The 13,232-nt window shown below is 48.8% G+C and carries 9 protein-coding genes; 5 read left to right on the top strand and 4 right to left on the bottom strand.

Annotated features, from left to right (window positions below):
• Positions 1 to 33 precede the first annotated feature (33 nt).
• Positions 34 to 471 (bottom strand): nuclear transport factor 2 family protein, encoded by a 438-nt coding sequence (locus tag ACYVFD_RS13110; RefSeq protein WP_461090551.1) that lies wholly within the window; start codon positions 469 to 471, stop codon positions 34 to 36.
• Positions 472 to 538: 67 nt separating this feature from the next.
• Complete coding sequence (gene pbpC, locus ACYVFD_RS13105; protein WP_461090550.1) at positions 539 to 2,968, bottom strand: penicillin-binding protein 1C; 2,430 nt, start codon at positions 2,966 to 2,968, stop codon at positions 539 to 541.
• Between the two features lie 94 nt (positions 2,969 to 3,062).
• On the opposite strand from pbpC, the gene ACYVFD_RS13100 reads away from it, so the two are divergent.
• Positions 3,063 to 4,457, top strand: coding sequence for an MBL fold metallo-hydrolase RNA specificity domain-containing protein (locus ACYVFD_RS13100; protein ID WP_461090549.1), 1,395 nt, complete (start codon positions 3,063 to 3,065; stop codon positions 4,455 to 4,457).
• Positions 4,458 to 4,532: 75 nt separating this feature from the next.
• Here ACYVFD_RS13100 and ACYVFD_RS13095 read toward each other — a convergent pair whose 3' ends face one another.
• The gene (locus tag ACYVFD_RS13095; protein ID WP_461090548.1) at positions 4,533 to 4,745 is read right to left on the bottom strand and encodes a hypothetical protein; all 213 of its coding nucleotides are present in this window, start codon (positions 4,743 to 4,745) and stop codon (positions 4,533 to 4,535) included.
• Positions 4,746 to 4,929: 184 nt separating this feature from the next.
• Here ACYVFD_RS13095 and ACYVFD_RS13090 point away from each other — a divergent pair, with 184 nt between their 5' ends.
• Genes ACYVFD_RS13090 through ACYVFD_RS13080 form a run of 3 tightly spaced genes read left to right on the top strand, consistent with a single transcriptional unit; the run spans position 4,930 to position 8,553 of the window.
• The gene (locus ACYVFD_RS13090; protein ID WP_461090547.1) at positions 4,930 to 6,333 is read left to right on the top strand and encodes a BatD family protein; all 1,404 of its coding nucleotides are present in this window, start codon (positions 4,930 to 4,932) and stop codon (positions 6,331 to 6,333) included.
• 40 nt (positions 6,334 to 6,373) lie between these two features.
• The gene (aroC, locus tag ACYVFD_RS13085; RefSeq protein ID WP_461090546.1) at positions 6,374 to 7,453 is read left to right on the top strand and encodes a chorismate synthase; all 1,080 of its coding nucleotides are present in this window, start codon (positions 6,374 to 6,376) and stop codon (positions 7,451 to 7,453) included.
• Positions 7,454 to 7,482: 29 nt separating this feature from the next.
• A complete protein-coding gene (locus ACYVFD_RS13080) occupies positions 7,483 to 8,553 on the top strand; it encodes an FAD:protein FMN transferase (protein ID WP_461090545.1) in 1,071 nt (356 codons plus the stop codon).
• 4 nt (positions 8,554 to 8,557) lie between these two features.
• Here ACYVFD_RS13080 and ACYVFD_RS13075 read toward each other — a convergent pair whose 3' ends face one another.
• Positions 8,558 to 9,925 (bottom strand): Gfo/Idh/MocA family protein, encoded by a 1,368-nt coding sequence (locus ACYVFD_RS13075; RefSeq protein ID WP_461090544.1) that lies wholly within the window; start codon positions 9,923 to 9,925, stop codon positions 8,558 to 8,560.
• A gap of 211 nt (positions 9,926 to 10,136) precedes the next feature.
• Here ACYVFD_RS13075 and ACYVFD_RS13070 point away from each other — a divergent pair, with 211 nt between their 5' ends.
• Entirely contained in the window at positions 10,137 to 13,157 is a 3,021-nt protein-coding gene (locus ACYVFD_RS13070; RefSeq protein WP_461090543.1) for a TonB-dependent receptor, read from the top strand.
• The last annotated feature ends 75 nt before the right edge of the window (positions 13,158 to 13,232 follow it).

The following is a 13,232-nucleotide window of genomic DNA, read 5'->3' as shown; positions in this document are numbered from 1 at the left end:
GTTGATTTTCAGTCGGCGACTTAGTAAGCGGTACTAGCGGGTTGGCGTAAACTGAATGTTGGATATTTTCCAGCCGCTTCCCTGTTTTACGCACATTACAGAGAAGATAACGGTTGCATCGAAGCCATTTCCCTGTACAGCCCCTTTGGTTTTCCAGCTTCCGGTAACGACAGCCGCATCACTGTTATACTGGCGCGTCGCTGCATTCGAAACGGCGCCCGTTTCGACGACGACATAGCCCCCGCCCACTGCCTGTACAAGCTGGCTCCCGTCGACACTACTCCCATCGAATGAGATGAGCACGCAGTCGCTGGTGAGCAACTTGCCAAGTGTGGTCCCATCTTCATCCAGCATGGCTTTGAAAAAAGCATTACTGGCGGTGGCTGGGTCCTGGGTTGGGTCAGTAGCTTGTTGGGCGAAGGAATGGGTAAGTAGACAGAAACTAGCGAACACTGTAAGGATGCATTTCATAGATAAACGGGTTCGATGTAAGGGTAAAATCTTGTTGCTAAGCTATAAAAGCGAACGACGTAAATGGCTACTCATATTTTATCAGTATGCGAATATCACTGCTTCTGCCTTTATCATCAGCGCAGGAAATTTTCAACGCTCCAGGTCGCGGTTTGAAGAAAATTGCCTCAGTTGGTCGGGCTCGCTGGTACAGTTTGTTGTTCAAATACCAGAATACCGTTTGTACGTCGTTGGCGGCTTGGCAGCTTAACTCCATTTCGGCGGGCTGTGCCGGATTGATGAAATACTCACTTCCCGCATTCAGGCTGGTAATTTGGGGGGCTGCCTGATCGGTATTGCCAAATACACGCTCGCAGGCCGGATTGTGCGGAGGTACTGACTCGATGGGAATATGCCGACTTTGATAAAATGCCACCACCTCTGGTGTTAGATTTGGATACGATTTTCGGATAAATCCACTATCAGGCAGACAGTGGGTGCAGTAAGAAAGTGTGCCCGTCAGGTTGGTAAGAACGGCTTTCCGATGCTGGCAACGTCGATACCGCGATACGCCCATAATGCAATAGTCGGTTACAGGATTCTGGCAAAACTCACCTGGAATGTCGCCCGTTTCAGGACAAATGAGTCGCATGGATAAGCGAGTTTCGCCCTTGGGGGCCTGAAACCAACCCGCTGGAGAGTTATAATCGAGCACGTTGAACAGTTGAAATAACAAGGGTGTAGCGGTGTTGGCTCCACTGAGTTCGGCCACGCCCATTCCCGAGAAATTACCCACCCAGACACCGACCGTATAACGTTGATTATACCCAATGCTCCAGGCATCCCGTCGACCATACGATGTTCCGGTTTTCCAGGCGATTCGGGGCAGATGATAGCTATTGTCAAAATTATTGGGCAGATCGGGCCGAGTGATTTGCGTGAGCGTATGCGTTACCAGATAGGTAGCTTCGGGCGAGAGGAGATTAACCTCACCCCCCGGCCCCCTCTCCTTAAAAAGAGGAGAGGGGGGGGGGAGATTGCGTACCTTTCTCCCCTCTCCTGATTTCAGGAGAGGGGTCGGGGGTGAGGTGAAAGAGGTAAACCGCAACGGTTCCCATTTTCCCCCATTTGCCAATCCTGTATACAATCGGGTCATTTCTTCGAGGGTAACTCCACAACCACCAAGGATCATGGAAAGCCCCAATTCATTTTTCTGCTTTTTAATGGCCGAAAAGCCAGCTTTCTGGAGGGTCGCTACAAGTGTTGGTGTGCCCACTTCTTTCAAAAGTGCCACCGCCGGAATATTCAGAGAATTGGCTAAGGCAAACTCCGCCGTGACAGGGCCGTTGAACCGACGGTCGAAGTTGTCGGGTTGGTAGCCGCCAAAATTGGTAGGTACATCGGCCAGTTTGGTTTTAGGCGTAATAATACCCGCATCGAAGGCTAGTCCGTATAGCAACGGTTTTAATGCGCTTCCCGGTGATCGTACGGCCCGTACACCATCAACCTGCCCACCGTCGAATCTATTCATAAAGTCTGACGATCCTACATACGCGACGACTTCCCTAGTATAGTTATCCACAACCAGTACGGCCGAATTGTGGATATTATAGTTTCGAATGCGGTTGGCGTACTGCTGCACCAGCCGCTCAACGGTGGTTTGGGTGGCTGGATTCAGCGTCGAATGAATAATCGGTGTATTCGGATACTCAGCCCGAAGTCGGCGCGATAGGTGAGGAGCTTGCTGAGGGGCCTCATGTCGATAAACCTGCAGGGGTTCATTCTGAGCATCCCGAATAGTGGTTTCGTCAAAAAGCCCGGCGTTCTGGAAGCGGCTGAGCCACCGATTTCGCTCCTGCCTGACGAGCGAGTTTCGAACGCCCAGACGAAGACTGGATGGCCGGTTCGGGATAATGGTTAGTGTGGTGATTTCGGCTAAACTCAGTAGAGCAGGTGGTTTGGCGAAATACAGTAGCGAAGCCGATTTCAATCCTTCAATGTTGCTGCCATACGGAATCAGGTTCAGATAGAGCTGTAGAATCTCATCTTTTGAATAATGAAGTTCTAACTGTAATGCCCGGAATAACTCGATTAACTTAGCTCCATAGGTCCGTTCGCGGGGTTCGAGTAGCCGGACGGTCTGCATCGTGATGGTCGATGCCCCCGATGTACGGCGGTCCCTCAGGATATTGCGGAACGCAGCTCGGACCAGCGCAATTGGATTAAATCCCGGATGGTATCTGAAATATTTGTCTTCCTTGAACAGAATGGCATCGCGAAGGGTGGGCGTAATTTCGTCCAGTTCGGCATACATACGCCATTTATCATCGCGACTCAGAAAAGCATGTAAGATGGTCCCATCCTGAGCCGTAACGATAGTCGAATAAGGGACATTGGAGGAGATAGGGAATAAAAAATCAAGAGTAAAAAAAATCAATACCAGGGCTACAATGGTTTTAACCAAATGCGATTGCCATAGTCTCTGTGCTATGATTTTACTCTTTTGGCCCAATACCATGACAATTGCCTGAAACTCTCTGTTTATTTGTACGTCTTAGGAAGAGTTTACGATGTACCGTAAACCTACAACTCACTGCGAATATACCTAAATCATGACCATTCAATTTTTCGGTGCGGCCCGGACCGTCACCGGCAGTAAACACCTTCTCACTACAGCTAGTGGCAAACAAATCTTACTTGACTGCGGTCTGTTTCAGGGCATCAATACCGATGAGCTGAATCAGGAATTTGGCTTTGACCCGAAGCTGGTCGACTATATGGTGCTATCACACGCCCATATCGACCATACAGGATTGATTCCCCGGCTGGTACGTCAGGGATTTAGCGGGCCCATTTACACTACGTCGTCTACGATTGACCTGTGCAATATTATGCTCATGGATAGCGCCCGAATACAGGTACGTGATCTGGAGCGGGTCAACGAACGACGGAAAAAGCGTGGAGAACCTGAACTGGAATCACTCTACGATGAGGACGATGTGCAAAAAGCACTTGAACTTATGCGACCTGTCCATTACAATAGCCCGTTCGTAATCTGCGACGAAGTGACTGGTTTATTGACCGATGCCGGACACTTGTTGGGTAGCGCATCGGTTAGCCTAACCATTAAAGAAAATGGTGCTGAAAAACATCTGTTCTTCAGTGGTGATATTGGTCGCCCCGACGATAAAATCTTACGGTCACCTGCGCCCTTTCCGCAAGCTGACTATATCATTTGTGAGTCGACTTATGGGGATCGACTGCATGAAGCAGAACCGGATATGAAAGCGCATTTGCTGGCTATTGTTCAACAAACGTGTGTGCAGAACCGGGGAAAGCTCATCATACCAGCCTTCGCGGTCGACCGTACACAGGAGCTGATTTATGCGCTTGACCAGCTTGCCAGCGAAGGACGATTGCCAAAGCTGCCCGTTTATATCGATAGCCCAATGGCGGTACAGGCAACACGGGTGATGCAGGATCATGAGGAAGACTTCAACCCCGACATTCTGGCGTACATTAATAAAGATGGTGATGCGTTCGACTTCCCGAACCTGCATTATATCACCGACGTGATGGACTCGAAAGCCATTAACGATAGCAAAGAGCCATGCATTATTATCTCACCATCGGGTATGGCTGAAGCGGGGCGAGTTAAACACCATATCAAGAATAATATTACCAAACCCAATACAACCATTTTGCTGGTAGGGTATGCCTCGCCCAGTAGTTTGGGTGGAGCGCTAAAGCGAGGGGATAAAGAGGTGACTATTTTTGGTGAACGATATCCGGTTGTGGCCCGTGTAGCCATTATGGATTCATTTTCAGCACATGGCGATTATAAAGAGATGCTTCAGTTTTTGAGTTGCCAGGACCCTGCTAAAGTGAAAACCATATTTTTGGTTCACGGCGAATACGATAAGCAACTTGTTTGGAAAGAACATTTAGAGGAAGCCGGTTTCAAACACATTGAAATACCGGAGATGAAGCAAAAAGTAACGGTCTAACGATATACCGGGTACCCATAAAAAAACTCCCCCGATTGTTGAGGTCGGGGGAGTTTTTTTATACAGTTGCTGTCGTCAGGTAAACCGTACGCGGGTTGCCCGCGCAAAACAACGATTTAATACCGCTCGATACACTTTGCCGAATTGAACATAACACCAGCGTCTGAGTTGCTTAACTTCCTTTGGAATGAGCAATTTTATGGCTTTGGCCAATTCTTTTTCAAAGATAGATTTATCAAAACTCACCTTCTGAAGGATGGTTTTGATATATTCGAGCATAGAGAGCATAGGGTATCAGTTTTTTGGTTAGGAAGCTTATTGAAGAAAAGAACGAAAGTGGTGGTCAGGTTCGTTCTTTTCTTCGTAACGGCTTACAGTGAAAAAATGTTGTTTCAAAATAACAATGTTACTTGCAATATTCCGCAAATTTTTTGTATTATTTTTTCTTAACATACTGGCTGTTTATAGCCAAGTGCCTGATAATGTTGCTTCTGTTGAATTAAGCGCTTCTGGTTTTCCTATCGAGCGGCCTTTTACGATTTCTATTATAATTCCCAACAGCGAAAATCGGATAACGGTCCCGTTTCCCGACATTCCGGGATTTGTCAAAACGGGCGTCACCACAAGTATGTCGCCAAGTGAAGTTAATGGGAAAACCATTACAAATCAAATCATTACGCAAACATATAAGGCGCTGGCGCCTGGTCGGTTTCGGGTGCCGCCGTTTAGTATTGAGATTAACGGAGAAACGGTCCATTCAGTCGGCACGGTTTTAGTGGTACAGCCATCTGAAAAATCATCGGCTCCGCTAAGCACAAGTCTTACTTCTATCACAACCACCTCAAGTGATGCCGCTTTTCTGGATGTTCGGACCTCAAAGGCTACCGTCTATACGGGCGAAGGTCTGGCGCTGACATTATCGTTCTTCGTAGCTGACAACTACCCGTATGTGCTCGATTTCAAAGGGCTTGATAAACAATTGCAGACGATCACGAAAAAAATTCGTCCTGCCAATTCATGGGAAGAAAGCCAGCCAATAAGCGAGCTGAAACCCATTCCGGTGCTGATCAAAGGAAAGAAATACCGAGAAATTCAGCTCTACCAGTCTATCTTTTTTCCCTTGTCGAATCAGTCGGTGCAGATACCGTCCGTTGCCATTCAGTTGACCCGTACGCGACCGGTCATTGGCCCTCCCTCGGCTCAGGTCGAGCGGGTTCTATTTACCAGTAAGCCATTGACAATAAAGGTCAAAGCCTTACCACCGCATTTATTGCGTGGCCGGGTGTCGGTTGGGTCGTTCCGACTGGAAGAAGAATTAGAGCGTCAGGGAATCCGTACTGGGCAGAGTGTTCGGTACGTGTTTACGATTACCGGCGAGGGTAATATTGCTACAATCCCCGCGCCTACGCTCATCAGCCAAACCAGCGAATTAGACATATTTCCACCCGAAGAAAAGCACGCCATTAGCCATTTTGGTAATCAGATTACAGGGCATAAAACGTTCTCTTATTTTATCGTACCTCAGCAAAATGGACAGATTTCGTTGGCAAATCACTTTCAATGGATTTATTTCGACCCGAAAACCGCTCGTTATGACACCCTTCGTCCGAAAGTACGACTACAGGTAGGTAGCAAAAGTGCTCAGGATGGTAATCAACCAGCAATCCTGGCAGAGGGTGCAAACGTAAGCAGTGAAACGGCTCAGGCTGTATCAACCGATCGTTCATTATATGCTGGCATTACGGCTATGGATAGTACTCGTCAGCCAATCAGCATTTCGGTATTGATTCGAGCCATTGCCAACGTCCTGATTGTCATTATGTTATTAGGAATGGTTTTCGTCTTTTTTAAAAAACAGCATACTGGCCGATCGTAACAAATGACGTTTCTGGTTCAGTATCGATTACCCAACACGCATGAGCAGCACATACGGAAGCTTATTTCGAATTTCTACATTTGGTGAATCACACGGGCCCGGTATTGGTGTCGTGATTGATGGTTGTCCGGCCGGTTTATCCTTCGATACGGATTTTATTCAACATGAGCTGGATCGGCGAAAACCGGGTCAGTCCCGAATTACAACGCAACGACGCGAAGCTGATGAATTTGAGGTATTATCAGGCATTTTTGACGGAAAAACACAGGGAACGCCCATTGCGTTGCTCATCCGCAATACCGATCAGCGTAGTAAGGACTATGGCCATATTGCCGATCAGTTTCGCCCTTCTCATGCCGACTATACGTACCAAACCAAATACGGCTCCCGCGATTATCGGGGGGGCGGGCGCTCGTCGGCCCGCGAAACGGCTGCCCGTGTGGCCGCTGGCGCCGTTGCCAAGTTGTTACTAGCTCAGCAGGGCGTTCAGGTGAAGGCGTATGTATCGCAGGTGGGGACGTTGAAACTCCAGAAAGCCTATCAGGAACTTAATCTGGATCTGGCCGAAGAAAATGCCGTTCGTTGTCCCGACCCCGAAACGGCAGAGCAAATGTTTCAATACATTGATGAAACCCGCAAGCAAGGCGATTCGATTGGGGGAATTGTCGATTGTGTGGTCACAGGCGTTCCGGCTGGCTGGGGCGAGCCCGTTTTCGACAAACTTCATGCTGAACTGGGCAAAGCCATGCTGAGTATCAACGCTGTGAAAGGCTTTGAATACGGAAGTGGCTTTGCAGGGGTTGAGCGGTACGGATCAGAGCACAACGACGAATTTTACATGGATGCTAGCGGTAACGTTCGTACCCGTACCAATTATTCCGGCGGTATTCAGGGGGGCATCAGCAATGGAGAGGATATTTATTTCCGAACAGCGTTTAAGCCAGTCGCTACCATCATGCAGGATCAGGAAAGTGTCGATGTGCACGGGCAATCGGTGACCGTTTCGGGCAAAGGCCGCCATGATCCCTGCGTAGTGCCTCGTGCTGTTCCTATTGTTGAAGCTATGGCCGCGCTCGTACTGGTAGATATGTACCTGCGTAATAAAGCTTCTCAGGTATAAAAATAAAGACGAGACAACTGATTTGTTTAATGATTTTAATGCCTGGTTTGCCTGATGCAAAACGAATTTTAGGCCGTTTGTGGATTCACAAACGGCTTTTTTTCGGGTTAATGGGCCTATTGTTGACTAGTGGAGCATCGGCACAAACCCGTTTTAGTTTTCATCGTGGACTGATGGGTACTCAGTTCAACCTCATTTTTTACGCGCCCGATAGTGTAATTGCTAAACAGGCGAACGCTGCCGTATCGGCACGGATGGATTCGCTCAACCAGGTAATGAGCGATTACCTTGATGGCTCCGAAATCAACCGATTATCGGCAACGGCGGGGTCGGGGAAGTGGGTGCCTGTATCAGCAGATCTATTTCATGTGTTACAAAAATCCCAGACGATTGCCCGGCTATCGAACGGTCGTTTCGACCCTACTGTCGGGCCGTTATCGTTGCTGTGGCGGAGAGCAGTTCGACGGAATGAATTTCCAACTGCTAAGGAACGCCGTCGGGCCCGACGCGCTGTTGGTTACCGATTTATGGAACTGGATAGTGCCACGCAGTCCGTTCAATTGAGAAGGACAGGGATGCGGCTGGATATAGGTGGTATTGGACAAGGGTTTGCCATTGACGAAGCCCGGCAGGTGTTCCAGCAATACGGGATTCGGACTGTACTGATTGACATCGGTGGGGATATACTGGTGGGTGAGGCTCCTCCTGAATCGGCAGGGTGGCGGGTAAGTATTGGTTCAGGCAATGCGAATGATCCCGATACAACGACGATTCTATTGCGCAACGCAGCCATTACAACATCAGGGGATACATACCGATTTTTGGAACACAACGGTCGTCGGTATTCACACATTATGAACCCAAAATCCGGACTTGGATTGCGCCATTTTGTTCGTACAACGGTACTGGCACCAATGGGTTATCAGGCCGATGCGTTGACCAAAGTCTTTAGTGTTGCCGGGCTACGGAAGTGCCAAACGTTACTAAAGCGTTTTCCAGATGTAGAGTTGCTCATGCTGGAAAATAAAAATGGCCGACTGCACATGTGGCAATCGGCCGGGTTCCAGCAACTGGAATTTGACAGGTTAAGAAAACGCTAATATATTAAACGGCTATTGTTTTGCCGGGTACTGCGATCTGGTAATAACCGTCTTTATCGGGCAGGCTTTTGGGCATAGCATCCCAGGCCAGTGTCGTTGGGAACAGGTCGATCTGCGAGTTGAGGGCTTCGTCCCATTTGATGGTTTTGCCCGAGTACGACGCCATACGGCCCATAATAGCGGTCATGGTACTTTTCGCTCCATTTTCGGCATCAGCAAACTTGTATTGGCCTTTGGCAATAGCATCGAAGAGTTCGTCGTGCTCGATCTGGTACGGGCTTATATCCGTTTTGGCATTGTAGGTATAGATGGGCTGTCCATTATAACCAACCAAACTGCTGGTTTTTTTCTCCATGCCTTCAATCTTACCTTTTGTGCCCAGGAACAGCTCATCGACCCGGCTATAGGTGCCTTCATAGTGGCGGCATTGACTGTTGATGGTCGTTCCGTCGGCATAGGTAAAGTCGATGATGTGGTGATCGAAAATCTCACCGTCGTCCTTGCCATTCCGCACCTGACGACCACCCGTACCCTGGCAGGAAACCGGGTAACCCTTTTTTACCCAGTTGGCTACGTCGATGTTGTGAATGTGCTGCTCATTGATATGATCGCCACAGAGCCAGTTGAAGTAATACCAGTTGCGCATCTGGTAATCCATTTCGCTCTGATTTGGCTTGCGGGGTTTATGCCAGACGCCACCACTTACCCAGTACACCTGCCCACCAATAATATCGCCTAGTGCTCCGTCATGAATGCGCTTGATCATTTCGCGGTAACTGGGCTGGTAGTGGCGTTGTAAGCCAACTACCACGTTTAGCTTTTTCTTTTTGGCTTCTTCGGCAGCAGCCAGTACCTTCCGTACACCCGGCGCATCAGTGGCTACCGGTTTCTCCATGAAGATTTGTTTGCTTTGCCGAACTGCTTCCTCAAAATGACTGGGGCGGAAGCCCGGTGGAGTCGCCAGAATGACTACATCAGCTAAGGCCATTGCCTGCTTGTAAGCATCAAAGCCGACAAATTTATGATCTTCGGGAACATTCAATTTCGGGGAACCGTCGGGCGATTTAATATTTTTAGCCGTCAGGAAGTTGGTGATGTTCTGGTAGGATTCGTCCAGACGGTCGCGGAATGCATCGGCCATGGCTACGATCTGCACATTTTGCTTGGTACTCAGCGCCTGCTGAGCTGCCCCGGTGCCCCGACCACCACATCCAATAAGGGCTACTTTGATGGTATCGTTTGCAGAGAAGTGGTACCCTGGGTGCCCACTTGCTTTTGCACTGAAGGGAAGGCTACCCAGTATAGCTCCTCCTGTAAGCAGGCCCGAAGCTTTTAAAAACTCCCGGCGATCCTGATTGGATTCATTTGCCATGTGTACAGAAATTTCGGTTGAGAAAGTCGGATTAAAAAAGACAGCTATACGCAAGATTTACTATTAGGTGGGTAAAATAGAGCCGAATTGTGGGCATATGACAAAAATTATTTATCAATTTGAGGAAAATTTTGTACTAAAAGCAGACTTATCGCTTAGTTTAGCGTCAAAGGATTAGAGGTTAATTTCATCCACCTTTTATTGTACACATATGAGAAGAATAATTACTTATTCGGTTCTCTTTTCAAGCCTATTTAGCCTGTTAAGCTTCACTGCGTTAGCTCAAACACGTATTGCTGGAAAAGTGACCGATGATGCCCAGAAGAGTGCTCTGGCGGGTATCAACATTGCTGTAAAGGGAAAAGTAATCGGAACGATTACTGATCAGAATGGCAATTTTTCACTCACAACAAACACACCAACGCCGTTTGTCATCGCTGTGACGGGGGTTGGTTTCCAAACGCAGGAATTTACCATTAATGGTAATCGAACAGATCTGAATGTTCAGCTCAAGGAGCAGGTCATGCTCGGGCAGGAAGTGGTCGTATCGGCTTCTCGGGTCGAAGAAAGCGTACTCAAATCACCTGTATCGGTAGAGCGATTAGATATTCGGACCTTTCAGTCGACGCCCAGTGCTACCTTCTATGATGCGCTTCAAAATATCAAAGGCGTAGACATGAGTACGCAGAGTTTGACGTTTAAATCGGTTAACGTACGCGGGTTTGGTTCCAATGGGAACACGCGGGTGGTACAACTCCTGGATGGAATGGATAACCAGGCTCCAGGGCTTAACTTTTCGGTAGGCAACATTGCGGGCGTCTCCGAACTGGATCTGGAAAGTGTTGAATTACTGCCTGGCGCAGCTTCGGCTTTGTACGGCCCTAACGCGATCAATGGCTTGCTGCTGATGAACTCGAAAAGTCCATTTCAATACCAGGGCCTGAGTGCGTATGTAAAGGGTGGTGTGATGAATGCCAGCAACCGCTCAACAGCGACGACACCGTTCTACGATGCAGCCTTCCGCTACGCCAAAGCGTTCAATAACAAATTTGCCTTTAAAGTAGGCGTGTCGTATCTGGCGGCTAAAGACTGGCAGGCGACTGACTATCGTGATCAAAGTTATTCGAACGGCTATACGCTCGATAATGGTACACGGGCTAATAACCCCGGTTATGATGGCGTCAATATTTATGGCGATGCCAGTGCCAATATGTATTCGAGCCTGTTTGGCAACGGCCAGCCGGGAACAGGCGCTAATGGTACTTCGCAAGTATTAGGGCTGATTGCAACGACCCAACTGGCACAGGCTGGCAATAAAACCCTGCCCCAGCTAACCGGACTCTCACCACAGCAGATTTTTAACATCCTGATTCCAAATTTGAACATCTCACGGACAGGTTATCTGGAAAGTGATCTGGTCAAATACGATGCTACCAACCTGAAGCTGAACGGTGCTTTGCATTATCGGCTGAACGACAATGTAGAGGCTATTTTCCAGGCAAACTGGGGAACGGGTACTACGGTATATACAGGCGCCGACCGGTATTACATTAAAGGCTTCAAACTAGGCCAGTATAAACTCGAACTGCGTGGCTCTAATTTCTTCGTACGGGCTTATACAACTCAGGAGCGCTCGGGCGATGCCTATGCGACCTCGATTCTGGGTCAGGGCATTAACGAAGCCTGGAGTGGTAGCGCGTCAACCTGGTTCCCAACCTTCTTCGGCGCTTACGCTCAAAATGCGCTGCTTGGTTATGCTGGAGCCTATTTAACCGCTTTGGGTTCTGGGCAAACACAGTCAGCGGCATTGTCGGCTGCTCAGGCATATGCAGCTAGCCAGCAGGGGACACTGTTAACCAATTCAAGAGATGCGGCCGACAAGGGGCGTCTGCTGCCGGGTTCGGCGGGCTTTGAACAGGCCATGAATGCAGTGGCTGGCAAACCGATTCCTGGTGATGCGACTGGCGTTGGGGCTCGGTTCCTGGATAAAACCAACCTCTACCATGCCGAATTTATGTACAACTTCAATAAGGCCATTGACCCCAAACTTGTCGAGCTGATTGTTGGGGCAAACTTCCGGCGGTATGCGCTGAATTCTGAAGGTACACTGTTTGCTCGTGACGAAAACGGCAAAGAATTTAACATCGACGAATACGGCGCGTATGCACAGGCTTCGAAGACAATAGCCGATGTATTGAAACTGACAGGCTCGTTGCGGTACGATAAAAACCAGAACTTTAAAGCGCAGGTAAGCCCTCGTCTGTCGGCGGTATTGACAGTAAGCAAGGTGCATAATTTCCGGGCGTCGTTTCAGCGTGGTTTCCGTATCCCGACTACCCAGGACCAGTATATTGACCTGAATACGCCAAGTGCCCGGCTGATTGGCGGTTTGCCTCTTTTCAAACAGCGTTACAATTTCAGCGGAAGCCCGGTTTACACGCTTCAGTCAGTTCAGGCTTTCGGGGCTCTCTTACAGCAAAATGGGGCTTCTGCATTGCCACAGGCACTTGGTCTGCTGAAAACCGCCACCGATCCGGGTTACGATCCTGAACGGGTTGAGACCTATGAAGTCGGCTATAAAGGGTTGATCGGTAATAAGCTCTTTATCGACGCTTATTATTATTACAACCGCTTCCTGAATTTCCTGGGTAGTCAGGTGGTCGTTCAGGGTAAATCGCCGGTTACGCTGACCGATCCGGTTTCGACGCTGCAATTGGTTAGTAGCTCCACACGCAATGTGTACTCCTATCCGGTCAATTCAACAACAACGGTGAAAAATGCCGGTTGGGCAATTGGCGTTGATTATCTGCTGCCGGGCAATTATATGATCGGTGGTAACGTGAGCTCGAACTATCTGGTCGATAAAGATCAGATTCCGACTGGTTTCGTAACCTTCTTCAATACGCCTAAATACCGGTATAACCTCTCGTTCGGTAATCGGAACTTGGCCGGTACGGGCATTGGGTTCAACGTTGTCTTCCGGGCTCAGGAGTCGTTCCTGTGGGAGTCGAGCTTTGCCAACACGGAAGCTACCGGTCGTCAGCAGACCATCATTCCAGCTTACAGCACGCTTGATGCACAGATCAGCAAGAAAATCCCAAGCATCAAGTCGATTCTGAAAGTGGGTGGCACAAACCTGACTGGCAAGCTCTATACGCAATCGTGGGGTAACCCAAGTGTAGGTTCTATGTACTACATCAGCCTTACATTCGATGAGTTGATGAACAGATAGAATAGTTTCATTCGGGCGCCGGGTCATACGCTGACCTGCTGGTTAAGTCTGATAGAGTAACGAGCCAAGCTGTAG

Source organism: Spirosoma gilvum, from assembly GCF_054776815.1.
The sequence above is the reverse complement of the archived record's forward strand: the minus strand, read 5'-3'. Positions and strand labels throughout refer to the sequence as shown.

What these genes read in the sequence shown, in the direction of transcription:
- ACYVFD_RS13110 (WP_461090551.1), bottom strand. Translation starts at nt 471, where the DNA reads ATGAAATGCATCCTTACAGTGTTCGCTAGTTTCTGTCTACTTACCCAT.
- pbpC (WP_461090550.1), bottom strand. Translation starts at nt 2,968, where the DNA reads ATGGTATTGGGCCAAAAGAGTAAAATCATAGCACAGAGACTATGGCAA.
- ACYVFD_RS13100 (WP_461090549.1), top strand. Translation starts at nt 3,063, where the DNA reads ATGACCATTCAATTTTTCGGTGCGGCCCGGACCGTCACCGGCAGTAAA.
- ACYVFD_RS13095 (WP_461090548.1), bottom strand. Translation starts at nt 4,745, where the DNA reads ATGCTCTCTATGCTCGAATATATCAAAACCATCCTTCAGAAGGTGAGT.
- aroC (WP_461090546.1), top strand. Translation starts at nt 6,374, where the DNA reads ATGAGCAGCACATACGGAAGCTTATTTCGAATTTCTACATTTGGTGAA.
- ACYVFD_RS13080 (WP_461090545.1), top strand. Translation starts at nt 7,483, where the DNA reads ATGATTTTAATGCCTGGTTTGCCTGATGCAAAACGAATTTTAGGCCGT.
- ACYVFD_RS13075 (WP_461090544.1), bottom strand. Translation starts at nt 9,925, where the DNA reads ATGGCAAATGAATCCAATCAGGATCGCCGGGAGTTTTTAAAAGCTTCG.
- ACYVFD_RS13070 (WP_461090543.1), top strand. Translation starts at nt 10,137, where the DNA reads ATGAGAAGAATAATTACTTATTCGGTTCTCTTTTCAAGCCTATTTAGC.